Here is a 25,381-nt window from a genome sequence, read left to right as displayed (position 1 = left end):
TTATAACATTAATGGCGGAAAGCAAAGAGGATTCGTACCATGGAGTTGAAGTTCACCGTGGCCGGGCGCATCGCCAAACCGGTCGAGGACGTGTTCGAGGCGGTGGTCGCACCTGAGCGCCTGTCGAATTACTTCACCACGGGCGGGGCGCGGGGCCGGTTGGAAACCGGCGCCGAGGTGACCTGGGACTTCCACGACTTTCCCGGCGCCTTCCCCGTCCTGGTGCAGGAGGTCGTCACCAACAAAAAGATCGTGCTGCAATGGGAGACGGCCAAGGCAACTGCCACCTGGACAACTGTCACCATGGAGTTCAGCCCGCTGGAAGATGGACGCACGCTGGTGCGGATCAGCGAATTCGGCTGGCCCGAGACCGAGGCCGGCCTGACCTCCTGCTTCGGCAATTGCGAAGGATGGACGGGGATGCTTTGCGCCATGAAAGCCTGGCTGGAGCATGGCATCAGGCTGCGGGACGGATTTTACAAGTAGCCCGCCCTTCAGGAAGGAGTAACATGACATGGAAGCCGGAAAAAACATTGCCATCAAGGTGTCGTTCCGGGCGCGTGCCGCGGGGCAGTCATCCTTCCATAGCCGCCCGTTCTTGCGGATCGGGACGATTGGAACCGCGTCGTGCTCGATGACGGCCTTGTGGCAGCGACGCGTGTCGTCGGCGCCACCCCCTGCCCCGCGCCCGACAACCCCAGGGGGCGTCTCCTCGCTTCACGGCTCAATATCCAGATGGCCCAACGCAGCCCCGGATAAATACGCCACAGTTTCAGGGCTTTCCGAACCGCCCCAAGTGACCCGGGCGGGCAGTTGCGGTAGAATACCCAGGTCGCCTCGCAAATCAGCGGGTCGGCGTTTCATGCGACAAGTCCATTTGACGGCGGCGCTTTTCATCAAAATATGGCTCACAACCGCCCCACCTTTCGGCCCCCAGTTGTGTCCGATAAGCCGCTGCCGGATCGTCTTCGGCAATTGCCCGAACCGCCTGACATGCTGAGGGGCTGGAGTGAGATTAAGCTACTGAAAACAAACCGTTTACGCGGATATTGCCAATTGGCAATCAGGATTTTCCGGCTTCATGCGCCTTCATGAAGGCCATCAAAGCCACGCGCAGGTTGTCTCCCTTCAGATCCTTGTCGAACTCAAGCTGGATACGCCGACCCTTGCGGCGCACCTGCACCCCCTGCCCTTCCGGATGCTTCCGATAGATCTCGTCGGCGGCCTGGCGTTCCTTCCTGGGAAGCGCGGCTGCCCGCAAACGCGCCATCACCTTTGCTGTTGGCACATTGGCCTCTTCAGCCGCAATCGCATCGGCTTCCCTCAGCACCGCGTCGCTTTGCTCTGCCGTGGCCATCAGCGGTTTCAGCTGACGGGCATGCAGTTCCTTGACCTCGCGGATGCTGGGGAAGGCCCTGACAATCCGGTCGTCCAGCTTGGCCAGTTGCAGGTAACGCGACAACCAGCCCGCAGACACCTGCAACCGTTCCGCCATCACATTCTGCCGGCCGCCATAGTAGGCCTCTACCGCCTTTGCATAATCGCGCGCGCGCTCCAGATCCGAAATATCCTCCCGGTCCCGGTTCTCGATATCGGCAAGACGAAAGGCCTCCTCATCCGTCAGATCCCGTTCCTCGATCAGATACTCGAATTTGGGATAATTGTTGGCCCGCAGCCAGCACACCGCGAAGTGCCGACGCGCGCCGCAGATCACTTCGTATTCTGCCCCCTGCCCTTCCGCACGGCGGCGCACAATTGCCGGGAATTCCTGCTGTCCCTGGCTGAGAATACCGTCGATCAGATCGCGGCAATTGTCCTCGGTCAGCAGGTCATAGGCCCGGTTATGACCTTCCCACATCACGCATCTGGCCGGGTCCACCAGGCGCAGCACCTTTTCCTGGCGCTGGCCGCCGGCCTGCTCTGCCATCGTGTTCGACCGTTTGAGAAACCGCGCACCGGATCGGTCGCGGGCCGGCGTGTCATCGCCCAGGTCCTTCAATACGTCGTCAAAAACTGCATCATGCCGCTTGCTCACAATATGCCTTCCTTCCTCAATGCCGCGTGATGGCTGGGCCATGTCTTGCGGATCAGGGTTTCAACCTCCCGGCCCACCGCGTCCAGATAGACCCTGCACCGCTTGTGCGTGTCTGTCCGGGTCGCAGCACCGGTCATCTCGTAGACGGTCATCAGATTGGCGGTGGCATTGTCGATCTCGGCGCTGTCTTTCAGCACCGATTGCATCAGGTCATGGGGGAACACCGCCTCCATCACCCGCTTGATCGCCTGATGCGCGCTTTTCTGATCGTTCATCTTGGTCGCAAGAATCTTAACAAAATGATAGCCACGCGCACCGCCGTGTTCAGCCAGCTCGTTCAGGGTGGCGCCCATCATCTTGAGGAAATGCGCGGTAGAACCGAAATCAATGTTGTTGGGTGGCGCCGGAATCAGCAGCGCATTGGCCGCCCGCAGCACGGAAAGCGAGATCATCCCAAGCGCTGGCGGCGGGTCCAGCAGGATCACATCGAACTGATCCGAAATCGTCTCTATCCCGTGGCGAAGCCGGTCCAGGACAAAGCTTTGCTCGCGCACCATGCGGGCGGCAAATTCATATTCCGCATCATAAAGGCCAAGGTTCGCGGGGATCATCGCGATGCCCGGCCAATAGGTGGCGCGCAGTGCGTAATGCAGGCTGGTTGGCCCGCCGTGGCGGAAGAAGGGATAAAGCGTGTCTTCGTCCTCATCCACATCCACATCCGGGTTCAGCCCGAAGATCGAGGTGGTGGACCCCTGACTGTCACAATCAATCACGCAGACGCGGTAACCGCGCAGCGCGAGGTATTGCGCCAGATGCACCACAACGGTTGACTTGCCCACGCCACCCTTGAAGTTCTGCACGGCAAGGACGGTTGCCGGATCTTCCGCCGCGCGGCGGGGCAGGGTGCCGAACACCTCCCGCATCCGGTTCACTTCCTCCAGGCTGTAACCGGTTCTGCGGCCCGTGTTAGGGTCTTTTTCCGGCGTCGGCAGCCTGCCATCACCTTCTGCGTCACGCACCGCCTTTTCCGTGCGCCCGGCCATCTCCGCCGCAGTGCGGACATTGAACCGCACCGAAAGGGCCTTTTGCGCGCCTGGGGCAAAGACCCGTTCACGCAAGCGCCGGATCACCGTGTCGGCGCGGCGGGCAAGGTTGTCTATTTCTTCGAGGGAGACCGGAAAATCCTGCATGGTATATGCGATGCTCTTTGTTATTCTTTGCAAGGAACATGCACCTTCAGGCGCTTCTGCTCAAGTGCGAATATTTGGCTGCTGTGCCAAATAAACCGAACCTTGGCCTAATGTGCCGCCAGCACCGGAAGTGCATGAGGCAAACCCGCAAGTTCGGAGATCAGTGCGCTGAACCCCTTCAGCGCGCCCCAAAGGTAAGATTTGGAAGGCTGACGCAGCCAAATGCGCCAAACCAGAATCACCAAATTGAAGAAACCAACCCTATTCTTGATTCTGGGATTCTTATGTTCCCGGCAATGATCACCCTGAAAATCATGCGGATTCCCCTGTAACAGACTACATATCGGGATGGTTTGGATTACATTCCGGGATTGCTGGCCTTACGGATCGGGTGGGTTCACGTTACATATTGGTGGGCTAAATCTTACGTTTCGGGTGTCGCCTTCGGCGGCGAATCGGGGGGCTCTAAAACCCTTGATTTGCAGGCACATGTGATTCGGCTGTGTCTTGCCGACCTGCCGATTGGCTTACATTTCGGGTGGTGTCCCTGGAACCCGCTTCTTGTCAAATTACATTCTTGCCGATACAAATGTAAGAAAAAGAGGTACGGAATCGCGCAGCATGGCCAAGCCAACCAAACCTTACCGCACCGTCGACGCCCGGCCAAGCCGGGAATCGCTGGTCAAACCAGGCGAGCTTGTCGACCTGATCGAGGTGACGCCGCTGACCCTGACGGATCGGCGCATCTATAACCAGCTTCTTGAGAACGCCTGGGAGGCGATCGACAAGCCGGTGTTGCATGTAATCGCAAAGTCGGAGCTGCGTGGGTCGCATAATTCCAACGACCGGGTCGGCGAAAGCATCGAACGCCTGATGGCCGCCATCGTGAAGGTGGAGGCGGTCTGGGAGGGCAAGCCCGCCATCGAGCGGGTGCAGCTGTTGGGCGGCAACCTTGAGATGGCGCGCTCGGACGGGTTGCTGGAATATGAGATCCCGCCACGCCTGCGCAAGATCATCTCTAACTCGACGATTTTTGCCCGGCTTCAGCGCGAGGTTATGTTTGCGCTCAGCTCCAAATACGCGCTGACACTTTATGAGATGGTGCAAAAACGCGGGAACCTGCGCTGGCGCTCCTCGGAGAAATTCACCCTGGACGCGTTGCGCGGGGTGTTGGGGGTGCCGAAGGGCAAGTTGACCTCCTGGTCGAACCTGCGGATGCGCGCGATTGATCCGGCGGTGGAGGAGGTATCGGCGCTGTCCGACTATATGGTCGAGGTTGCGCCGATCAAGACGGGGCGCAGTGTCACCCATGTGGAGCTGCGCTGGTGGCGCAAGGATGGCGAGGCCACGGGCAAAGTTGAGCGAGCGTTGCAATTCGCCTCGCCGGGCCGCCGCGCCCGTGCCGAGGGGCGGACCGAAGAGGTCGAACCGGCCCCGGCCGCCGCGCCAAAACCCCGGCCCGCATGGCTTGACCGGCAGGGCGCAGCGCTCAAGACGCAGACCTATGAAACCGCCAAGCTGCGGCATCCGGGCTATGACATCTATCACGTCGAAGGAGAGTGGCGCAGCTGGGCGCAGGATAAGGAGCCGGCGGCAGACCCCGACAGAGCGTTCCTGGCGTTCTTTCGCAAGTTTGCCGAAGCCAATCCGATCTAGATTGGTAACCACCTGCATCTATTGAGGAAAACGGATTATTGCCAATTGGCAATTTCGCGGGACAGTGCGGTCGTAGCTTTGCGAAAGGGCAGGGGCTCACAACGTTGACCCGGATGCCCCGAGGAAGAAGGTCAACTGTGAGATCTGAAGCGAAGGAGAGGCGCGCCACCTCGGGTGCGTTGTGCAGTTTCATATCTAGCTTTACCCCCGCGCCGGCGACCGACAGCGCCGTGTGATCGCGCTTGCCAGAACCTTGCTGGCGCAATTGATATCAGACGACTTGCGACCGTTTATCACAGCTCTGACGCCACCTTTGTTCGGCAATCTTGCAGCCGCCCGTCGTAGGCCCGACCCGCCCAAACAGAAGCTGATCAAGCGAGCCTAGGGGCCGAACGCTATCGCCACTCCGTCGCAATAACCACTCTCGGGACCACTTGCGTTCCGGTGGTCTGGCTCGGGTCGCGCCGTAGTGGTCTGCCGACGAGATTGCAACAACGTTGACTGCCCCCCCCAAACGAGGTCTCCTGCCTTCCATGCGCGTTGTGTCCGAGCTGATACCAGGCCGCTCCGCGATCGCTGCACCGAGAAACGTTTTGTGGCATTTGGCCAATCATCCATAACGACCGGCGCGCGTTTGTCCGGGCTTCGGCAAACAGCTGAAGGCCTGAGGAAGATCGCCTTGATTGGTGTTGTCACTTGGCGTGACGGCGGCTACTGGCCAATTTCATTAGGCACCGGCGGGGCCGATGTAGGTAATGGATATCAGCTACAGCGACACCGGCGTCCATTCCCGATTCTCTCAGGCGAGGGGGTCGGGGCGCTCTCGGAAGACGCAGGTTTTTTGGGATCTGTCGACATCTGGCGATGAACACCAAGATTTAATAGTTCTACGACAGACCCGATATAAAAGACCTTTAAGGCAAACTTATTGGACTCAGCGCAGAACAACAGGGCAGGGCGGTTATATGGCCGTAGTCTGGTAGAAAGCGCCGCGTTAGTGTGGCGTTAGGCGAGACTTCTACCCGATCGGATCACACCAACGACCTCGACACTTTACCTCGGATGCCAGCCCGGGTCACCTCCGTGTGTGCTGCAACCCCTGAAGATGTTGTGTTTTTGTCGAGCGCGGTGCTGAACCACTTGCATCTTGTGTTAAGCCGAGTTGACCTCCCCCACGCCGTGTTGCGGAATAGGCGCGCGCGGCGCGCTTGGGTGGTTCGTGTCGCGTTCTCTGGACCGGAAGGCCGGCGCGGGAAGCGGAGTTGCGCGATGTGGTGCATCTATTGCGGCCCGGCATTGACCCGGACCGCCCGGTGAAATCTGCCTCGCCTGGCGACGCATGGCGGCCGCGTTGCGATGATCGCGCAGTCGCTGGCTTCGCTAGATCGGAATTTACGGACCGGAGGGCCGCAAAAGTGCAGAGAACGGGGCAGGGCTCAAGCGCTATATCACCCTGCACGGGCAACCAGAGCCGGAGACGCTCGAACGGGAAGCCGCCGTGCCGAAGAAATGGGTAGCTGCGCTCGACCGGCAGGAGGATTTCATCGAGGGGTTATTGGGCGTTTGATTTTTTCTAGTCACGTATCGACCATGGGATTCGTGTTTGATTACTGCCTCATCCGGCCAGTGTTGCATCAGGCGGATATTGTGTGGTCGCGTATCTGCCCGCCTTGATCTGAGAAAAACCGTTCGGCCTGTTGTCATTGCGAGACCGTCGTGAACGCGCGGTCAGGATCGGGGCCGACGGTCCACACCGTAGTCTCCGCAGAGGTCCGCCAGGACGGCATGCAGCAGCGCGATGATTTCTGCGCGCGGCGTTGCGGTGCGCTCGACAATGCCGATCTGGCGGACCACCTGCGGGTTGCCGAAGGGCAGGCGGGTCAGGCCCAGATCCTCGGGTTCCTGAAGCGCCACATGCGGCACCACCGAGATTCCCAGGCCTTGCCGCACCCCGGTGACGATGGACCCAATAGTGTCGATCTCGGCGACATCGTGCGTCACGACGCCCAGGCGGGACAGTTCAGTGTCGATCAGATTGGCCAGCGGGACAGCGCTTCGAAAGCGGATATAGGGGCGGGTGTTCAGCAACTGGATTGGATCGTGGGACTTCGTCCCCGGAGGTGCGATCAGCCAGAGCGGTTCGCGCAGGAAGGGGCTCCAGCGCAGGGCGTTCGGAAATCCGACATGTTCGGCGACGATGGCCGCGTCGAGCCTCCCCGCCGCCACATCCGCAATTAGTGTGGACGAGAGCGATACCCGCAGGTTCGGTTTGAGATCCGGATACCGCAGACGCATTTGCACCAGCGCCCGCGGAAGCAGGTTCAGCGCACTTGACCGGACTGACCCCAGCATCAACGTTCCAGCGATCTGATCGCCGCGCAGGCTGGCCTTTGTATCATCTTCACGGCGCAAGATATCTCGTGCCATTTCAACAACCTGAAGACCCTCGGGCGTGATGCGTGGCGGACGGGTGCTGCGGTCAAAGATGGTCACCTGAAGTTCATCCTCCAGGGCATGAACCTGTTGGCTGACCGCCGAAGGCGTCAGGCCGACAACGTCCGCAGCCTGCGCAAAAGTGCCATGCGAATGAATGGCCAAAAGGGTCTTAAGCTGACGGGTGTCCATAATCAAATCCAGTTTTGCTAAATCTAATAACCAGAATTACGCGCTTTTGTGAAGACATTCTTCGTAATAGTGTCACCATCCAAGGAGGATGCCCCCGACCGGTTGGGAGACCGCTGTGGGCCAATCGACAGAAACGAGACGAAAAGACGTGCTCCGACGCTTCGGAGCGCAATGGAGACGCGCGCGATGAGCAAAACAATCCTCGTAACGGGGCCCGAACTCGATCCGGCCGCTGCCAGACTGGTGACCGATCGCGGGTATAGGACGGTGCACACACCGGCCTATGCCGACAGTGCGGTGATTTCAAACTATCTACAGCAGACCGGCGCCGAGGGCATCGTGTCTCGCATGGGCCGCCTGGACGCCGCCGTGATGGACGCGGCACCACAGATCAAGGTGATCTCGAAACATGGTGTCGGTGTCGACAACATCGACATCCAGGCTGCGGCCGAACGTGGCATCCCGGTTCTGGTCGCCACCGGTGCAAACGCAGTCTCGGTGGCCGAGCACGCCATTGCCTTGCTGCTGGCGACGGTCAAGCGGGTCCTGCCTCTGGATGCGGGGCTGCGGGCCGGTCGTTGGGAAAAGCCGGGGTTCTCGGGGCGCGAGATTGCAGGGTCGACACTTGGCCTGATGGGTATGGGAGCGATTGCACAGGCGACAGGCCGCATCGCCAAGGGGCTGGGGCTGACGCTTGCGGGTTTTGACCCCTATGCACCGGACAGCATTTTCGACGAACTGGGCGTGACCCGCTATGCCAGCTTCGAGGACATGTTGGCACAGACCAATATCCTTTCCCTGCATTGCCCGCTGACGGACCAGACACGCGGTATCCTGAACTCTGACGCGTTCGCGCGTATGCCCGCCAACGGCTACGTCATCAACACGGCACGCGGCGGGCTGATCGACGAACCCGCGCTGGTGGCAGCGATCCGGTCCGGACATCTGGCCGGGGCCGGCCTTGATACATTCGCGGTCGAACCACCCGCGGCGGACCATCCCTTCTTTGCACTGCCCGAAATCGTGCTGACTCCGCACATCGGCGGCGTCACCCGCGAAGCAGGTGCGCGCGTAGGCGTCGATGCGGTGCGCGGCATTTTCCAGGTCCTCGACGGCCAACCCGTCGCCCCAGAACGTATCATCAACCGAAAATTGCTGGCCGCCACGCAGGCCGAGCCGGCCAATATGGAGAAGCAGCAATGACCACGGGATTCCGTATTCTCAATCGCGACCGCACCGCACCGGCGGACCTCGTCGCCGAATTTGCCAAGCTGCCGGTGGCCAATGTGTCCGACAGCATGTCACGCATGACCGCCGCCGGATCGCGGTTGCGTCCGATGCACAGCTCGGGTGGCATGGCAGGCGTGGCGTTGACGGTAAAGGCCCGCCCAGGTGACAACCTGATGCTGCATGCGGCCATCGACCGCGCCGTACCCGGCGACGTCATTGTCGTGGACGCAGGCGGCGCGCTGGACAACGCGTTGATGGGCGAGCTGATGTTGGCCTATGCGATCAAGAAGGGGGTCGTCGGGTTCGTCATCGACGGCGCGATCCGCGATCTGGACAACTTCCGCGAAACCAATCTGCCCACATGGGCAGCGGGTGTCACCCATCGCGGCCCTTACAAGGACGGCCCCGGCGAGTTGAACGTGCCCATCGCCATTGACGGTATGGTGATCCACCCCGGCGACATCATCATCGGCGACAGCGACGGTGTTCTCTGCGTACCCATCGACCAGGCCGAGACAATCCTGAAGGCGACACAGGCGAAATCCGACGCCGAAATCAAGCAGATGGCCGCAATCGAGGCCGGCACGAATGACCGCAGCTGGGTCGACCGCGCCCTCAAGGAACGCGGCTGCGCACTGCCAACAGACTGAAACACATGCATGAAACGGAGGAGTAACATGCTCGACATCTTCAAGAAAACCGCCATAGCGAGCGCGATGTGCCTCGCGGCAGGCGCTGCACTGGCCGAATACCCGGAAAAGCCCATCGAGGTGATCGTGGGCTATTCCGCAGGCGGCGGCACCGACGTCATGGCGCGCACGGCGGCCCCCTTTATCGAAAAATATCTGGGCGAAGGTGCGAGCCTCGTGGTCAAGAACATGCCCGGCGCCTCGGGCCAGATCGGCGTGACCGAAGCGGCCCATGCCGCGCCTGACGGCTACACGCTGGGCACCTTCAACCTGCCGGGCATGATGGCCCGCACCATCGACCGCGAGGCGGAATACGACCGCGACAGCTTCACCTACCTCGCCAATGTGGTGAACGACCCCAACGTCATCGTGACGTCAAAGGGCAGCGGCCTCGATACGCTCGACAAGCTGCTGGAAGAGGCCAGGGCCAATCCCGGCGCGATCACGGTCGGCATGTCGAGCCTGGGCGGTGACGACCATTTCGCGCTGATCAAGCTGCAAAATACCACGGAAACCGAGTTCACGATCGTGCCGTTCAAGGGGTCCGCCCCTGCACGGACAGCATTGCTGGGCGGGCACGTGGCCATGGGCATCCTGAACATTTCCGAAGTGGCCGAGTTCCAGGACCAGCTGAACGTGCTGGGCGTTGCGACCAGGGAGCGTTCGCCCTTCGCGCCGGACCTGCCGACCTTCCAGGAACAGGGCCTCGATCTGGTAAACGGTGCGATGCGCGGCTTTATCGCGCCGGCAGGACTGCCCGAGGATGTGCAGGCCAAACTGATTGATGCCTTTACCCAGATGTCCAGCGATCAGGAGTTCATGGACGCGATGGCCGCAACCGCCAACCCGGTCGAAGTCGTGACCGGCGATGATTTCAAGCAGCTGACCTCGGATCTCTATGACCTCGCCAACAGCGTGTGGGAAACCACCCCCTGGAACTGAGGCCACATGCGTGAGGGGACACCCCCCTCACGCCCATCATCCCTTACATCGAGAGCAAAACCATGCCCGAGAGTCGCAATTCCCGCCTGACCCGGCCCGAGACCTTGACCGCGCTTGGCATCATCGTGGTTGCCGTCGGCTTCCTGATTCCGACTTATGACCTGCGCGCAATTTCCGCGCTGCTGCCAGCCGCCATGCTGATCGGCCTGATCGTGTTGTCGGTGGTCCTGTTGCTCGCCGACCAGCGCAAGGCCGGCGCGGGCGAGGTGGCCGAGCCCGTCACCAAGGCACCCAAACGGGTGATCGGGGCTTTCCTGCTGATCGTCGCCTATGCTCTCGCCACCGACTACATCGGCTTCTACCTCAGCACCGCCGTTACCATCCCGCTGGTGGCGTGGATCTTTGGCTATCGCGCCCCCTTGGGACTGCTGATCGCAACAGTGGTCGTCATCGGCTCGATCTGGGCAATCTTCGATTTCGGGATGTCTCAGGACTTCCCCACCGGCCGTTTTTGGGGGCGCTGAATCATGTATTCCGAACTTCTCCATGCCCTTCCGGATGTCTTTGCCTGGACGAACTTTGCCGCTGTCGTAATCGGCGTCATCGCAGGCATCGTCGTAGGTGCCATGCCGGGCCTCTCGGCCACCATGGCGATCTCCGTCCTCGTGCCCTTTACCTTCGGACTGGAGCCGCTGGTCGCGCTTGGCCTGATGGCGGGCATCTACAACGGCGCGATGTATGGTGGTGCGATCCCCGCCGTCCTGTTGCGCATTCCCGGCACCCCCGCCGCCGTCGCCACCACCTTTGACGGCTACCCGATGGCGCAGAAGGGCGAGGGTGGCTTCGCGCTGCAGGTCGCGGTGGTCTCCTCCGCCATCGGCGGCATCGCCTCGGCCTTTGCGCTGATGCTTCTGGCGCCGCCGTTGTCCAAGGTAACATTGCTGTTCGGTCCGTCCGAAGTCTTCTGGGTCGCGGTCTTCGGCCTTGCGTCGATCATCTTCCTGCTGGGCGGCAACCCGATCAAAGGCCTGATCTCGGCCTGTTTCGGGGTCTTCGTCTCGGTCATCGGCTCTGACCCGATCTACGGCAACGATCGGTTTACCTTTGGCCAGTTGGAAATGCTGGACGGCATCAACATCGTGATCCTGCTGGTTGGCCTTTACGCGCTGCCACCGGTGATCGACCTGCTGGAAACGCCGCTCAAGACCGATGGCATCAACAGTTCCAAGCTCGGCACCGAGTCGATCTGGAAGGCGCTGCCGCGCATGAACTACTGGAAGACCTGGATCCGCGGCTCCTTCATCGGCATCTGGATCGGCATCCTGCCCGGCGCGGGCGGCTCGATGGCGGCCTTCATGTCTTACAACGAAGCGCGCCGCACCTCCAAGCACCCGGAAACCTGGGGCGAGGGCGAACCCGAGGGCGTCGCTGCCGCCGAGGTGGCCAACAATGCCGACACCGCCTCGGCGCTGATCCCGGCGCTGACGTTGGGCATCCCGGGCACCGCCGTTGCGGCGGTGATGATGGGCGGCCTTCTGGTGCATGGTCTGCAACCCGGGCCGATGCTGTTCCGCGACAACCCCGACATCGTCTTCGGCTTCATGTGGCAGTTCCTCTTTGGCGCGATCCTGCTGGTGCTGCTCGGCGGCTCGCTGGCGACGAATTCCTTTGCGCGCCTGCTGAACCTGCCGCGCCCGCTGCTGGGGTCGGTGATCATCGTGCTGATGCTGATCGGGGTCTATTCGATCCATGGCCGCATGTTCGACGTCTACCTGATGCTGGGGTTCGGCGCGATCGGCTGGGTGATGGACCGGCTCAAGTTTCCGCTGCCGCCGGTGGTGCTGGGCCTGATCCTGGGTGGTTTTGCCGAGGAAAACCTGCGCCTTGCCCTGCGGATCGGCCGCGGCGACCCGATGATCCTGTTTCAGAACACCACGAGCCTGATCCTCGTCGCGCTCACCGTCGCGGTGATCATTGGTCCGACGCTGAAAAAGCGTTTTATCGACAGCAGTAAATCGTGACCGCCAGCCCGCACCATAGCATCCGCGAGGATTGGCTCGCCCTGACGCAGGAAGATGTTCTTGCGCCGGGGCAACCCATCTTCGATTGCCATCATCACCTATGGGACCGGGCAGAGGGACGGTATCGGGCAGAGGAGCTGATGGCAGACGTTGGGGCGGGCCATGATGTGCGGGCCAGCCTTTATGTGCAATGCCGGACAGGCTATCGCACGGATGGTCCCGAGGCGCTGCGCCCGGTGGGCGAGGTCGAGACCGTGCTGGACTGGACCCGTGGCTACGACCGTTTCCCGGTCGGCATCATCGCCATGGCCGACCTGCAACTGGGCGACGCCGTGCGCCCGGTGCTGGAGGCGCTGGCCGAGGCGGGGCAGGGCCGGGTCAAGGGCATCCGCAACACCACCGCCTGGCACGCCGATGCGGCGGTCAGGTCCAATCCCAACCCGCCGCCTGACGGCCTTTTGCGGAGCGATGCGTTCCGCGCCGGGGCGCAAGCGGTGGCCGCAGAGGGCCTGAGCCTTGATGTCTGGGCCTACCAGACGCAGCTGGACGAGGTTCGCGCGCTGGCCGAGGCCGTGCCGGAGCTGACCGTCATCGTCGATCATTGTGGCGGGCCGCTGGGTGTCGGGCCGCATGACCGCTTTGACCCCGACAATTTCAATGCCTGGCGCGACGCGCTGGCCCCGGTTGCTGCCCTGCCCAATACGCGGGTCAAGATCGGCGGCTTTGGTCTTGGCGTCTTTGGCTGGCGCTATGCTGACGACGACCTGCCGCCGCTCTCTGAACGACTGGCCAAAGACTGGCGCCCCTGGATCCTGACCTGCATCGACCTCTTCGGCCCCGCCCGCGCGATGTTCGAGAGCAACTTTCCCGTGGACAAGGGACAGGTCGGATATGGCGCGCTGTGGAACACCTTCAAACGCATTGCCGCACCGCTGACCGCCGAAGAACAGCATGCCCTTTTCTGGCGCAGCGCCGCGCGGTCCTACGACATCGACGAACAGATTTTTTCACATGACCTTGGGAGGATACCGTCATGAAGAAAACCCTAACCGCACTTGTGTTGGCCCTGTCGGCCACTGTCGCGCTAGCCGAATACCCGGAAAAACCCATCGAGGTGATCGTCGGCTATTCCGCCGGCGGTGGCACCGACGTGATGGCCCGTACCGTGGCACAGTTTCTGGAGCAGGAACTGGGTGAAGGAGCGTCAGTGGTTGTCAAAAACATGCCCGGCGCCGGTGGCCAGATCGGCTTTACCGAAGTCGCGGGGGCCGCGCCCGACGGCTACACCCTGGGCACCTTCAACCTGCCCGCCGCGCTTGCGCTGACCAAGGACCGTGTGGCGGATTACGACGTATCGAGCTTTACCTATCTTGCGAATTTCGTAGAGGACCCGAATACGATCACGGTCGCGGCCTCGTCGCCGTTCCAGACGCTGGGCGAATTGCTGGACGCCGCCAAGGCCGACCCGGGTGCGATCACCCTGGGGCTGTCCAGCCTGGGTGGCAACGACCATTTCGGCGCCAACATGATGGCGGCCGCCTCGGGCGCGGAATTCACGCTGGTGCCGTTCAAGGGCGCGTCCAACGCCCGCACCGCGATCATGGGGGGACATGTGGCCGCCGGAACCATGGCACTTGGCCAGACATCGAACTTCCCCGACGAGTTGCGCGTGCTTGCGGTGCTGGCCGACGAACGCTCGCCTTTCCGCCCGGACGTGCCGACGGCCAAGGAACTGGGCTTTGACGTTCAGATGTCATCGCTGCGCGGCATCGTCGCCCCGGCGGGCATGGACGACGCCACGACCAAGCAGTTGCGCGATGCTCTGACGGCCGTGAACGCGAACCCCGCCTTTCAGGCGATGATGGCCGAACAAGGCAACCCGATCGCCTTCATGGTCGGCGACGATTTTGCCGAAACGGCAGCAAAGCAGGACGGCGTCGCCGCACAGATCTGGGCCGAAACCCCTTGGAAGTAAACAACAACCGGGCGGACAAACCCGGCAATATCAATCAACACTGGAGGAAAATCATGACCATCAAAACCCTTGGCGCCGCGGCGCTGATCGCCGCGTCCACGACACTGGCCCATGCCGACGAGTGGACGGCCTACACCTATTCTTCCGTCTCGACGACCTCTGCGGTCAAGGGGATGAACCGCATCGTGGACCGTGTCGCTGCCGATACCGACCTGACCATCACCCTGCATCTGGGCAAAACCCTGCAAATCGCCTCGGCTGACATCACCCAGGCCGTGGGCGATGGCATCATCGACATGGCGGCGGACTTCTTTTTCTCGGGCTCGGTTCCGCTGGCGCGGGTGCTGAACCTGCCGATGCTGATCGAGAACGACGAGGAATGGGCCAAGGCCTATGCCGCGATCGAACCGAAACTGGTCGAGGCCTTTGCAGAGCAGGGCGTCGTGCTGCTGGGCAGCTATCGCTATCCCGAGCAAACCATCTTTACCACGTTCGAGATAGGCAGCCTTGCCGACCTCCAAGGCCACAAGATCCGCGTGACCTCGCCAGAACAGGGCAAGTTCATCGAGGAATTCGGCGGCGCACCGATCACCCTGTCGGGCTCCGAAGTGCCGACCTCGCTGGAACGCGGCGTGATCGAGGGCGTGCTGACCGCTTCGGCGGGCGGGGCCAAGAACTGGCACGAATTCCTGCCCTACAACTATCGGTTTGCGGTGAACTACGGCAACTCGATGATCATCGCCAATGCCGACGCCTTTGACGCGCTGTCCGAGGACACGCAGGCCAAGCTGCGCGAAATCGTGGCCGAGGAAGGCCCCAAGACCACGGCCGCCTTCCTCGAAGATGAAGAGGTCCAGAAGGCGGCGCAGTCAAAAGCCGGCATGACGCTGGTTGATGCGGCCGAGGGCGATGCGGCCATGGCGGGCGAAAAGCTGGCACCCTTCTGGGAAGCCTGGGCCGCGGAAAACGGACCCGAGTACGTCGAAGCCCTCGCCACCGTGCGCGAAGCAATCGGCAAATAAGATGCAGCTCGACAGCAAAACGGGGCCGGTTTCGGCCGGTCCCCTCTTTGACGGGGTGGCGCGCCTTACCGGCCTTTTGACCGCCACGGTTCTGGTGGCGCTGGTCTCTCTGGTCTGCCTGGAGGCGCTTCTGCGCGGGGGCTTCAACTATTCGCTTGGTTTTGCCGAGGAACTGACCGGCTATGGCGTGGTCTTCATAACCTTTTTCGGTGCGGCGCTGGCTTTGCGTGGTCATGCGATGTTTCAGGTGCATTTCCTGCTGCAACGCTGGCCCGGTGGCACGCGCCGTTGGCTGGTCCGTGCCTTCGTGCTGATCGCGCTGGTGATCTGCGTGATCCTGGCGTGGAAGACCAAGGATCTGTCGCTGTCCTCGTTTTCGCGCGGCAAATTCGCTCCGACGGTCCTGCGCACACCTTTGTGGATACCGCAAATCATGCTGCCACTCGGATTTTCCCTGCTGGCGTTTTTCCTGGTCGAGCAAATGCTGCTGACCTTTCGCAAATCCGGGACAGAATAAATGGAAGCGATCCTTGCCTTCGGCCTTTTGATCGGCCTGATCCTGGGTGGTATGTGGGTGCAATTCGCCGTAGCGGGCGCCGGTCTGACCTACATCTGGCTGCTCAAGGGCTTTGGCGGCTGGAAGGCGCTTGGCCTTGTCAGCTGGGGCGCCGCGAACAGCTTTACCCTCGCCGCAATTCCGCTGTTTGTCCTCATGGCCGAGATCCTGCTCGGCTCGGGCCTGTCGACACGTCTTTACAACGGGGTCGCGCCCTTCATGCGCCGGCTGCCAGGCGGTCTGTTGCACACCAATATCGCGGGCAGTGGCATCTTTGCGGCGATCTCGGGCGGGTCAGCCCCCACCGCCGCCGCCATGTCCACCGTTGCCCTGCCGGAACTCTCGTCGCGCGGCTATAACAAGCGCCTCGTTGCCGGGTCGCTGGCCGCCGGCGGCACGCTGGGCATCCTCATTCCGCCCTCGATCACCATGATCATCTACGCCACCTTTACCGAAACCTCGATCGCGCGGCTGTTCGCCGCCGGTCTGGTTCCGGGGATCGTCCTGGCGCTGTGCTACATGGGTTTCATCATGGCGCGGGTGTTGATCAACCCCAAACTGGCGCCGAAGACCGAGACAAAGGCCAGTGCCGGCGATCTCGGCCGCGCGCTTCTGGACATCGTGCCCTTCCTGATGCTGATCGTCATCGTTCTGGGCAGCATCTACGGCGGCTATGCCACGCCGACCGAAGCCGGGGCGGTGGGCACCGTCGGCGCAATCCTGATAGCAGCCCTATATCGCAAGCTCAGCCTGAGACTGCTCAGGAACGCACTGTCCCGCACCGCCTCGATGAGCGGCAACATCCTGTTCATCGTCTTCACCTCGATGATCTTCGCCTATGCGACCGCGCTGTCCGGCATCGGTGAGGACCTCGTCGGCATGCTGGAAGAGGCCAATGTCTCGCGCCTGACCTTCCTGCTGATCATCATGGCGGTCTTTGCCATCCTCGGCTGCTTCATGGAGGGCCTTGGCATGATCGCGATCATCGTGCCGGTGATCTTTCCGGCGCTGTTGGCAATGGACGTCGATCCGATCTGGTTCGGTGTCTTCGTGGTGATCCTGGTGGAACTGGGCCAACTGACCCCGCCGCTTGGCGTGATTCTGTTTGTCGTGGCCTCGTCTTCAAAAGAGGTAAAGGTCGAGGACGTGATCATGGGCACCCTGCCCTTCTTCATCATCATCGTCGCCTTCATGCTGCTTCTTATCGGCGTGCCAGACATCGCCCTGTTCCTGCCGGAGTTCACGTTCGGATGACACATACCTATCCCTTCCCAGAACCGATCGTCATTGATGCCGAGGTTTTCACCGAATTGCCCGCGACGTTACGGCGCACCGGCCAGCCGTCCTATTGGGCGGAGAAGAACCGGCGTGGCGCGCCTGCGGACAGTTTCCTTGAGGGGCCGTCGTTCGACCGCGCAGGCAACCTGTACTTCGTCGATATCCCCTTTGGCCGTGTCTTTCGCGCCGACCCGGCGGGCAAAATCACCCAGATCGCGGAATATGACGGCCAGCCGAACGGGCTGAAGATTCATCGCGACGGGCGGATCTTTCTGGCGGATTACCAGAACGGCATCATGCTGCTGGACCCGGAGACGGGCGCGGTCTCCAAGGCACTTGGCGATGCGGATACAGAAAGCTTCAAGGGCTGCAACGACCTGCATTTCGCGAGCGACGGGGCGCTCTATTTCACCGATCAGGGCCAGACCGGGTTGCAGGACCCTTCGGGGCGCGTCTGGAAATGGGTGCCCGAGACCGGTGCGCTGACCTGCCTGATCGACAGGGTGCCCAGCCCGAACGGGCTGGTGCTGGATCTGGCCGAACATGTCCTGTTCCTCGCTGTGACGCGGGCCAATGCGGTCTGGCGGCTGCCGATGTCGCCCTCGGGGCGGGTGAACAAGGCGGGGCTGTTCATCCAGTTCTCGGGCGGGCGCGCCGGGCCGGACGGTCTGGCGCTCACCTCAAATGGCGGCGTCGTGGTGTGCCAGACCGGCATGGGGCTGGTTTGGGTACATGACGTGCTGGGCCGGCCCATCGCCGGGTACGCTCGCCGCGCGAGCTGGGAACGACCAATTGTGCCTTTGGCGGACCGCAGGGGCGGACCCTCTACATCACCGAAAGCGATAGCGGCAGCATTCTGAAGGCTGATTTCCCCGACATCCTGAACATTGCGGGTGCGCCGATGTTTTCCGGTGCCACCTGAATTGGCAACGGCTTAGAATCCATAAAGCCGTTCGGGGTTGTCCCACATGCAGCGTGCAAAGGTGTCGGTGCTCAGTGCCTCGCGGCACAGCGCCAGCATCGGCGGAAGTTCGGGCAGCGGTTCGCAGGTCATAACATGCGGCCAGTCGCTGCCCCAGATGATCTGGTCGGGAAACGCCGAACCGATCTGTTCGATCAGCGCGGCAATGTCGCCATAGCGCCCGATATCGGTACTGACCCGCGTCGGCGAGAGCTTTGCCCAGACGCGCCCGGTGCCCAGAAGCCGCAGCAGGGCCTGCGGTTCTGCCGGATCGACATGACCGATGTGATCAAGAACCAGCCGCACGCCCTCCGGGAGCAAGGGCACCATGGCGGCGATGTGCTCGAAACTTCGCGGCTCAGTGTTCAGTTCGATATGCCAGCCGACCTCGGCCACCCGGTCGGCAAGCTGGGGCAGCGCCTCAAGCGCGCTGTCGCCCAGTCGCGCACGGTCCTGCACGCGGGTCGCGCGGATGCCGGCGGCATGCAGTGCCGGCAGGTCGGCATCGCCGTCGATCATCGCAACACCACGCAGGGCGACCGGACCCTCAGCGCCCAGCACCTGCACCAGGCGGCTGTTGTCCGTACCATCAACCGAGGCTTGCACGACCACAGCGCGGCCGACACCCACTGGTGCGGCCTCTGCCATATAGTCGCGAATGTCGCGGGCAGGCGGCACATAGGCGCCGGTCTGCGGGCCGGGGGTCCTGTCAAAGGAATGCATGTGGCAATCGGTGATCATGGGCGCGGCTTTCGCAGACTCAGGGCCAGGCTGATGGCCAGCGACAGTCCGATCAGCACGACCAGCCCGACGGTGATCGGCGACCCGAAAAAGATACCATAGCCGCCGCCCGAGGTCAGCAGCCCCTGCCGCAGGCTCTGCTCGAACGGCGCGCCAAGGATCAGTCCGATCAATAGTGGTGGCAACGGGAAACCCGAACGCTGAAACAAGAAGCCCAGCACACCCGCGCCCAGCATCACCCAAACGTCGAACAGGCTGTTGTTCACCGAAAACGCGCCAAAGATGGCAAGGATCGCGATTGCGGGCAACAGGTGGCGTGGCTGGATGCGGGTGACGTGGATCGCGACGCGAAAGAACAGCAATCCAAGGATCACCGTCGGGATCGACGACAGCAACAGCGCCTCGAAAATGGCGTAGACCTCCACCCCGTGATCGCGGAACAGGAACGGCCCGGGCGCCAACCCGTGCAGCATGAAGGCCCCCAGGATCACCGCCGTGACCGCATCGCCGGGGATGCCCAGGGCCAGCGTCGGCACCAGCGCGCCGCCGGTGACTGCATTGTTCGCGGCTTCGGGTGCCGCGATGCCCTCGGGCGCGCCATTGCCGAACTGCTCCGTCGCGTCAGAGCGCGCGCGGGCGAGGTTGTAACTCATGAAGGCAGGCACGGTCGAACCGATCCCCGGCAGGATGCCGACAAAGGTGCCGATGACCGACGACAACAACAACGTCGCCCGCATCCGCCACAGCTCGGCAAACCGAACGACGGACGATTGCAGCGGCGGCACTTTGGTATCACCGACCAGCGGTTCGCGGTCGAATGCCTGAAGCAGAACCTCGGACATGGCGAACAGGCCGATCAGCACCGGGATCAGCTGAAAACCGTTTTCAAAGGCAAAGGACCCAAAGGTAAAGCGCGGCGTGCCGCTGATCGGGTCCAGGCCTACGATGCCGGCACAAGCACCGACAAGCACCATGATCAGCGCGTCGAGCTTCGATCCGCCGCCGAACAGCACGATCACCAGCAGCGCGAACAGCATCAACATCGCCATCTCCGCCGGGCCAAAATCCAGTGCAAAGCGGGCCAGCGGTTCCGCCAGCGCCATCAGGACAAGACAACTGAAGATGTTGCCAAAGATGCTTGCATAGAGGGCAAATCGCAACGCCCGGCCGCCTTCGCCGCGTCGCGCCATGGCAAAGCCGTCGATGGCCGTGGCCGCCGACGATGGCGTTCCCGGCACGTTCAGCAGTACGGCCGAGATAGATCCGCCAAAGATCGCACCCTGATAGACGCCCAAAAGCAGGATGATCGCCGGGATCGGCTCCATCGAGAATGTGACCGGAATCAAAAGCGCAATGGCCATGGTCGGGCCAAGTCCCGGAATCGCCCCGATGATGATCCCTGAAATGATCCCGACCAGGGCTGCGACCAGCACCCAGAGGTTCAGAAGTTCGAGAAAGGCGTCGACGAGCACGACGTGCGCTCCTTTGCAGTCGGGGAATGCTAGGGCAGGGGGATGTTCAGCCCGTGATGCCCGCCATAGGCAACAATGGCCGCCACGACAATCGGCAGGCCCAGCAACAGCGGCTTTCGTTCACCTAGAATAAGCGCCACGACAATGCCCATACCGGCCGCGCCTGCGAAGAAGCCGATCCGCGGCATCGCCCAGAGTGCCAAGGCCGCGCTTGCCGCGACGATGATTACGCGGCGCAGGCGTGAGGCGCTCAGCGTGTCGTCTTCCTGGCGCAGACTCAGGATCAGGCGCAGCGCGACAACGGCGGCCAGCATCCACAGCGCCACACGGGGGAAACTGCGGGCATCGGGGCCTGACGCACCGAAGCCGAAGACCTCGATCTGGCTATTCAGGGTGTACAGGCCGCAGGCCGTCGCCGCGAGCAGAAGGCCCGCGGTCAGCGACCGGAAGCCGGGGCGGGCAAGCCCGCCGCCGTGGCCATTCGTGCTCAATTGCTCAGATCCTTGGCAATTTCGCGATAGGCATTCAGGTTCTCTTCAATCGTCTTGCCAAGCTCCGCGCCCGACATGATCCGCACCGGCTGGCTGAGATCGGTCATGAAAGTCTTGAATTCGTCGGTCGAGGCGACTTCGCTGAAGACCGCTTCAAGCTTGGCGATAATCGCAGGGTCGGTGCCGTCGGGTGCCATGATGCCCACGACGGACGGAAACTCCGCCGCGAGTCCGGCCTCTTTCAGTGTCGGTGCATCGGGGAAATCCGGATCATTCGTGCCGTCGAGCACGCCCAGCAGGCGCAGCTGACCGTCCAGGACCAGATCGCGATAGGCCGGGACCAGCGCCGCGTCCACATGGCTGCCCAGAACCGCTGCCGTCGCCTTGGACGCGCCATCGAAGGGCACGTGCTGTAGCTTGGCGCCGGTGTCCTTTGCGACCGAGGCGAAGGCCAGATGTGCCCCGCCCATTGCGCCAGCCGTGCCATAGGTCACAACGCCGGACTTGGCGCCATCGATCAGCGCATCCAGAGTCGCATAGGGGCTGTCCGCCGGGACGACGACGCCGTGGAACGGGCCGGAATAGTTCAGGATCGGGATGAAGTCGGTCAGCGTGTCATAGCCCACGTCGCGCAGGGCCGGGGTGACAAAGGATGGCGACGAGGTGGTTGCGATCACCGTATAGCCATCGGGATCGGCAGCTGCGACGGCGCGCATCGCGTTCGTGCCACTGGCACCGGGCTGGTTTTCGACCACGATCGGCTGGCCAAGGACTTTTTCGGCCATCGCCGCCAACTGGCGCGCGGATATATCGGTGGTGCCGCCTGCCCCATAAGGCACGACAAGCGTGATCGGACGGTTCGGATAGTCCGATTGCGCCAGGGCTGCAAAAGGCATGAGTGTGAGACTGGCCAACAGGGCCAAGCCAGAACGGCGTGTGAATGTCATGATGTCCTCCCGAGTGTGACTGAGTTCCGGCTAATGACGGCGGCGAAACAATTCGGCGGCCGGTACAATCCCAGCCATGGCCGAAACCGGCCTCCCAACCGGTTTGCCAAACATGACATTGATTGCTTCTTAACAAAAGCGCGAATAAATTCATATCTAATACAGAAAAGCTTAATCTCTGTTCGCTATCCCAGAGCTTTGTATCGCCAGTTCCTACGCTTCTGTTGATTTATGCGCCACTCGGATGAAGGTTTCGGCGCTTTCGCCATTCTGCCGGGCTCCGCTGTCAGTCCGGCAGATAGAACTCCGTGACCCGCCGCTTCCCCTCGGCCCGCCCGAGTTGAACGATCACATCAATGGATTTCCGGATGTAGTCCCGCATCTTGGCGAATGTCCTGTGTCCGGCCTGTTTGCGCGGCTTTGACCGCGGGCCCTCCCTCTCGGGACATTGCTTCGCAATACCCTGCCGGGCAGTGGATGGGTTCCGCAAAGCAAGTCCCTTACAGCTTGGCGAGCTATGTCGCCCGGGACCTTTGGCGGGGTGTCTTGGTTTTGGCGGCAGACTTATGCACCATCATCTTACAGGTCTTGCTAACTCGTTTTGCTTCCTCCTTTAGGCCGTGTGCGGCGTATATGGTTCGTTGCGGGTCAGACCGGCCCAGACGATCCGCGATCTCTGAAATCGGCATTTTGGCTTCAAGCCACTTTGCAAGCTTGCGTCGTTCATCCAGCTTCAAGTGACTGTAGTGGTTTTCCATTCTTCATACTCCATGCAACTCACTGTCTTGATCGAGAATTTGCACTTCGTTTGTGAATCCACCGGGGAGCACCTCAATTGTTAGCGCTTAGCGTGTAGACTCAAGCTCTGCCAGACGTTCTGCCAGCGCTGCGATGACCGCTGCCTGCGCGTCAGATTGCGCCGCTTTTTCCTTCAGGGTCGCAATCACCGCATCCTGCTCAAGCGTATAAAGCGTCAGCTCCTCGACCTTTTTCAGCAGGATCATCTGCATTTCGGTCATGTCGACACCTTTCGCGGCAATGTCCGCCGCCGATGGGACATCCGGCAGATGAGAATTCGCGTCGATGAACGACTGTACCTCGGAAAGCGGACGCAGCGCGTAATCGTCAGCAAAGACGTAATCCGGCACGTTCAGTTGCGTGTTGTTCACCACCAGCGTGCCGGTGATGTTCACCTCACCCGGCTTGCCGTTCCGCCCCAGTCGCATCAGGTTGTTGTTGGCGGCATTGTCGATTTTCAGCGGCGTATTGCCGCCAGCGATGCCGACATTCAGGCGGCCGGAATCCTGCTGGTTGCGGAACTCCCAGGTGGTTGGGGTCACCCCGTTCTGGCGCAGGCGGAATGCCGCGTCAGAACCTGCGCCATTGGCATCGAAGAGCGCAAAAGCGTCGGTGTTGATGGCGTTGGAGCGGATGTGCAGAAGCTCTTCGGGGAGCGTGGTGCCAAGACCGATTTTGCCGTTGTCCGCTATCACGAACGAATTGGTGTCGGCACCGGGCAGGATTTTGAACGGCATCTGGTTGCTGTTGTTGACGTCGCGAACAAAGAAGGTCGTCTCGTTGCCGCCAACGTCCCAGGTTTGCTGAGGCAGGGCCTCGCTGCCATCCTGCTGGAGCCGCAGGGTGGGGCTGTCGCCATCGACAATATGCAGTTGGGTCAGGGGGTTGACCGTACCCATGCCGATTTTGCCGGAAGTTTCGAGCACCAGCGTATTGCTTGGCACGCCACCCTCGATGGTGAAGGGGAAAGTGCCCCCGTCGATATCCTGCACCGCGAATTTGGTCGTCGAGGAATCGTTGATCACCAACCGCCAATCGTTGCTGGAAATGCCAGAGGTTGAGGAACTGTCTTCAAACAGGATATCGGGCTCGGACCATTTCAGCCGCAGCGGACCCTGTTCAAAGGGTTCGGAGCCGTCACATGCAGGCCCGATGCAGGCGCGCCCGTCAAAAGTGTTGTTACCGGCACCAAAAAAGTTCGGGCCGAAACCATTCTGGGTGATATCGCCCGACAGGGTCAGGTCGGATCCGTTAATCGCCTGCGCGAACACAGTGCTGGCACCCAGGCATAGGGCAAGGCTCAGCCCAGCCGCGTTGAATGTAAGTTTGGTCATCTAAAATACTCCCCGCTGGAAAACGATTATCGCTTCTCTGTCTGGCTCAGCCACGAGGTAATCCCTCTGTATTTAGTGGGGTTCAGCCATGGCATTCATGCAGAGGTTTCCGGTTCTCAGTGCGGGTGTTATACCGCCGATGCCCATGTTGGGTCGCTCGTTGTTGTAAGTCCAGAAAATTTGTGTTGCTTAATTTTGTGTTACCGCGATGGACTCAAGGATGTTCCGGCTCTGGCGCGCGGTTGATCAGGACGGGAACGTACCGGAGAAAATTCTGCAGTCCACGCGCGATAGCCAAGCCGCAACGCGTGGTCTGAAGTCACTGGTCAAACGATTTGGGCGGCCCAAACGGATCGTCACGGACACACTTCGGTCCTAAGGCGCGGCCAAACGCGAGATTGCCCCAGGTCTTGTGCACCGATTCCACAGGGGCCTGAACAATCGGGCAGAAAACAGCCATCTGCCGTTCCGCAAGAGAGGGCGATGCATTCAAGGCTTCCGATCTCCCGGGGGATTGCAACGCTATGTGTCTTGCCCAGGTTGGCGTGACAATGCCAGGCGGACTGGTTTGCGTTCAGGCAGAGCCCGCGCCCAACCACAAACTGCCCGCCGAATTTGATGCTTCAATCTACCGGGAACGCAACAAGATCGAGCGATTCCTTGGCAGGCTGAAAGCCTTTTTCCGCCGTGTCGCAACACGATGCCAGAAGACATCACGCAATTTCCTGTCAATGATCAAACGGACATCGGTCAGGTTTTGGATCGAGATTCATGAGCTTGCTGCCTAAAATGCATTTTAGGTGAAAAAAGGGGTTGCAGGTCCGGCGCACTATATCTAAATGACGCCCTCACCGGCGGCGCAGAGATGCACCGGCGGGGCGTCAGACGGGCCGGACGGAAGCGGAAACGCGGACGGGCGGAAACGAGGCGGACAAGAAATATCAGAGGTATTTGGGCGGGGCGCGCCAGGAAGTTAGGGCGCATCTCAGTCTCTTTTGTCTCTACGCTCTTTGAAATTGATAGTATCTGAAGAGATATGTGGGCGGTTTGGTTCATTCGATGGATCAACCTCTTCATATCGCGCTACTAGACTTCGGTCGATGATGTAGTGTCAGCTTCACTGTTTGGACGGCTTCTGGTTACTTTGGTAACTGCAAGCACAACAAACAGAAAAGACGCCTGTGGTATTCAGTAAGTACTGCAGGTCGATGTGCAGAGGTTCGACGTCAAGGATAAGCAAGCAATTGCTTTTCAACTTGAGAGTTTGATCCTGGCTCAGAACGAACGCTGGCGGCAGGCCTAACACATGCAAGTCGAGCGCACCCTTCGGGGCGAGCGGCGGACGGGTTAGTAACGCGTGGGAACGTACCCTTTTCTACGGAATAGCCTCGGGAAACTGAGAGTAATACCGTATAAGC

The 25,381-nt window shown here is 61.3% G+C and carries 21 protein-coding genes, 1 rRNA gene and 5 pseudogenes (1 of these 27 only partly in view); 16 read left to right on the top strand and 11 right to left on the bottom strand.

The annotated features are described in order from the left end of the window. The first annotated feature begins 39 nt into the window (after positions 1 to 39). Entirely contained in the window at positions 40 to 486 is a 447-nt protein-coding gene (locus ACWNZ3_RS20460; protein ID WP_269367502.1) for an SRPBCC domain-containing protein, read from the top strand. A 48-nt stretch (positions 487 to 534) separates the two neighbouring features. On the opposite strand, the pseudogene ACWNZ3_RS20455 reads toward ACWNZ3_RS20460, so the two are convergent. The 3 genes and pseudogenes from ACWNZ3_RS20455 to ACWNZ3_RS20445 form a co-directional block, all read right to left on the bottom strand. Then, a pseudogene (locus tag ACWNZ3_RS20455) lies at positions 535 to 672 on the bottom strand (IS5/IS1182 family transposase); the annotation flags it as partial. Between the two features lie 391 nt (positions 673 to 1,063). Beyond that, the gene (locus tag ACWNZ3_RS20450; protein ID WP_269367503.1) at positions 1,064 to 2,035 is read right to left on the bottom strand and encodes a ParB/RepB/Spo0J family partition protein; all 972 of its coding nucleotides are present in this window, start codon (positions 2,033 to 2,035) and stop codon (positions 1,064 to 1,066) included. Further along, positions 2,032 to 3,225, bottom strand: coding sequence for an AAA family ATPase (locus ACWNZ3_RS20445; RefSeq protein ID WP_114276624.1), 1,194 nt, complete (start codon positions 3,223 to 3,225; stop codon positions 2,032 to 2,034). The genes ACWNZ3_RS20450 and ACWNZ3_RS20445 overlap by 4 nt, the downstream gene beginning before the upstream one ends. A 621-nt stretch (positions 3,226 to 3,846) precedes the next feature. On the opposite strand from ACWNZ3_RS20445, the gene ACWNZ3_RS20440 reads away from it, so the two are divergent. Continuing rightward, positions 3,847 to 4,881, top strand: a complete 1,035-nt coding sequence (locus tag ACWNZ3_RS20440) for a replication initiation protein (protein ID WP_274575697.1) — start codon at positions 3,847 to 3,849, stop codon at positions 4,879 to 4,881. A 1,728-nt stretch (positions 4,882 to 6,609) separates the two neighbouring features. Here the strand turns inward: ACWNZ3_RS20440 and ACWNZ3_RS20435 are convergent. After that, the gene (locus ACWNZ3_RS20435; protein ID WP_269367507.1) at positions 6,610 to 7,506 is read right to left on the bottom strand and encodes a LysR family transcriptional regulator; all 897 of its coding nucleotides are present in this window, start codon (positions 7,504 to 7,506) and stop codon (positions 6,610 to 6,612) included. A gap of 186 nt (positions 7,507 to 7,692) precedes the next feature. On the opposite strand from ACWNZ3_RS20435, the gene ACWNZ3_RS20430 reads away from it, so the two are divergent. From ACWNZ3_RS20430 to ACWNZ3_RS20380, 11 genes and pseudogenes are all read left to right on the top strand, one after another. After that, positions 7,693 to 8,709: a hydroxyacid dehydrogenase gene (locus tag ACWNZ3_RS20430; protein WP_274575696.1), complete on the top strand. Its 1,017-nt coding sequence runs from the start codon at positions 7,693 to 7,695 to the stop codon at positions 8,707 to 8,709. Beyond that, positions 8,706 to 9,386: an RraA family protein gene (locus tag ACWNZ3_RS20425; protein ID WP_274575695.1), complete on the top strand. Its 681-nt coding sequence runs from the start codon at positions 8,706 to 8,708 to the stop codon at positions 9,384 to 9,386. The genes ACWNZ3_RS20430 and ACWNZ3_RS20425 overlap by 4 nt, the downstream gene beginning before the upstream one ends. Before the next feature lie 27 nt (positions 9,387 to 9,413). Further along, entirely contained in the window at positions 9,414 to 10,367 is a 954-nt protein-coding gene (locus ACWNZ3_RS20420) for a Bug family tripartite tricarboxylate transporter substrate binding protein (RefSeq protein WP_496902090.1), read from the top strand. Between the two features lie 62 nt (positions 10,368 to 10,429). Beyond that, the gene (locus tag ACWNZ3_RS20415; RefSeq protein ID WP_496902089.1) at positions 10,430 to 10,891 is read left to right on the top strand and encodes a tripartite tricarboxylate transporter TctB family protein; all 462 of its coding nucleotides are present in this window, start codon (positions 10,430 to 10,432) and stop codon (positions 10,889 to 10,891) included. A 3-nt stretch (positions 10,892 to 10,894) separates the two neighbouring features. Further along, complete coding sequence (locus tag ACWNZ3_RS20410) at positions 10,895 to 12,388, top strand: tripartite tricarboxylate transporter permease (protein WP_496902088.1); 1,494 nt, start codon at positions 10,895 to 10,897, stop codon at positions 12,386 to 12,388. Next, a complete protein-coding gene (locus ACWNZ3_RS20405) occupies positions 12,385 to 13,425 on the top strand; it encodes an amidohydrolase family protein (protein ID WP_496902087.1) in 1,041 nt (346 codons plus the stop codon). Before ACWNZ3_RS20410 ends, ACWNZ3_RS20405 begins: the two co-directional genes overlap by 4 nt. Then, positions 13,422 to 14,363 carry a tripartite tricarboxylate transporter substrate binding protein gene (locus ACWNZ3_RS20400; protein WP_496902086.1) on the top strand — a complete coding sequence of 314 codons (942 nt, stop codon included), beginning with the start codon at positions 13,422 to 13,424 and terminating at the stop codon, positions 14,361 to 14,363. The genes ACWNZ3_RS20405 and ACWNZ3_RS20400 overlap by 4 nt, the downstream gene beginning before the upstream one ends. A 53-nt stretch (positions 14,364 to 14,416) precedes the next feature. Next, positions 14,417 to 15,385, top strand: a complete 969-nt coding sequence (gene dctP, locus ACWNZ3_RS20395; protein ID WP_496902085.1) for a TRAP transporter substrate-binding protein DctP — start codon at positions 14,417 to 14,419, stop codon at positions 15,383 to 15,385. 1 nt (position 15,386) lies between these two features. Then, on the top strand, positions 15,387 to 15,902 hold the full coding sequence (locus tag ACWNZ3_RS20390; protein ID WP_496902084.1) for a TRAP transporter small permease: 516 nt from the start codon (positions 15,387 to 15,389) through the stop codon (positions 15,900 to 15,902). Then, positions 15,903 to 17,195 carry a TRAP transporter large permease gene (locus ACWNZ3_RS20385; RefSeq protein ID WP_269367517.1) on the top strand — a complete coding sequence of 431 codons (1,293 nt, stop codon included), beginning with the start codon at positions 15,903 to 15,905 and terminating at the stop codon, positions 17,193 to 17,195. Continuing rightward, positions 17,192 to 18,141: pseudogene (locus ACWNZ3_RS20380) on the top strand (SMP-30/gluconolactonase/LRE family protein). Before ACWNZ3_RS20385 ends, ACWNZ3_RS20380 begins: the two are co-directional and overlap by 4 nt. A gap of 12 nt (positions 18,142 to 18,153) precedes the next feature. Here the strand turns inward: ACWNZ3_RS20380 and ACWNZ3_RS20375 are convergent. The 7 genes and pseudogenes from ACWNZ3_RS20375 to ACWNZ3_RS20345 all read right to left on the bottom strand — a co-directional run bounded on the left by ACWNZ3_RS20375 (position 18,154) and on the right by ACWNZ3_RS20345 (position 23,963). Further along, the gene (locus ACWNZ3_RS20375; protein ID WP_496902083.1) at positions 18,154 to 18,921 is read right to left on the bottom strand and encodes an amidohydrolase family protein; all 768 of its coding nucleotides are present in this window, start codon (positions 18,919 to 18,921) and stop codon (positions 18,154 to 18,156) included. After that, a complete protein-coding gene (locus tag ACWNZ3_RS20370; RefSeq protein ID WP_496902082.1) occupies positions 18,918 to 20,393 on the bottom strand; it encodes a tripartite tricarboxylate transporter permease in 1,476 nt (491 codons plus the stop codon). Before ACWNZ3_RS20370 ends, ACWNZ3_RS20375 begins: the two co-directional genes overlap by 4 nt. A 29-nt stretch (positions 20,394 to 20,422) precedes the next feature. Next, positions 20,423 to 20,884 carry a tripartite tricarboxylate transporter TctB family protein gene (locus tag ACWNZ3_RS20365; protein WP_496902081.1) on the bottom strand — a complete coding sequence of 154 codons (462 nt, stop codon included), beginning with the start codon at positions 20,882 to 20,884 and terminating at the stop codon, positions 20,423 to 20,425. Beyond that, positions 20,881 to 21,831, bottom strand: a complete 951-nt coding sequence (locus ACWNZ3_RS20360; RefSeq protein WP_496902080.1) for a Bug family tripartite tricarboxylate transporter substrate binding protein — start codon at positions 21,829 to 21,831, stop codon at positions 20,881 to 20,883. The genes ACWNZ3_RS20365 and ACWNZ3_RS20360 overlap by 4 nt, the downstream gene beginning before the upstream one ends. Before the next feature lie 286 nt (positions 21,832 to 22,117). Further along, positions 22,118 to 22,225, bottom strand: a pseudogene (locus tag ACWNZ3_RS20355) (type II secretion system protein E); the annotation flags it as partial. Positions 22,226 to 22,460: 235 nt separating this feature from the next. Beyond that, positions 22,461 to 22,589: pseudogene (locus ACWNZ3_RS20350) on the bottom strand (helix-turn-helix domain-containing protein); the annotation flags it as partial. Positions 22,590 to 22,676: 87 nt separating this feature from the next. Next, on the bottom strand, positions 22,677 to 23,963 hold the full coding sequence (locus ACWNZ3_RS20345; protein ID WP_496902079.1) for a hypothetical protein: 1,287 nt from the start codon (positions 23,961 to 23,963) through the stop codon (positions 22,677 to 22,679). A gap of 199 nt (positions 23,964 to 24,162) precedes the next feature. Between ACWNZ3_RS20345 and ACWNZ3_RS20340 the strand changes: the two are divergent. From ACWNZ3_RS20340 to ACWNZ3_RS20330, 3 genes and pseudogenes are all read left to right on the top strand, one after another. After that, positions 24,163 to 24,495 (top strand): annotated as a pseudogene (locus ACWNZ3_RS20340) (DDE-type integrase/transposase/recombinase); the annotation flags it as partial. Further along, positions 24,488 to 24,751 carry a transposase gene (locus ACWNZ3_RS20335; RefSeq protein ID WP_496902078.1) on the top strand — a complete coding sequence of 88 codons (264 nt, stop codon included), beginning with the start codon at positions 24,488 to 24,490 and terminating at the stop codon, positions 24,749 to 24,751. The pseudogene ACWNZ3_RS20340 and the gene ACWNZ3_RS20335, both read left to right, overlap by 8 nt. A gap of 464 nt (positions 24,752 to 25,215) precedes the next feature. Then, positions 25,216 to 25,381 (top strand): 16S ribosomal RNA (locus tag ACWNZ3_RS20330) (it continues 1,296 nt past the right edge of the window).

It is taken from the genome of Sulfitobacter sp. IGS-18, assembly GCF_059628195.1.
This window is presented reverse-complemented; position numbering and strand designations above follow the sequence as displayed.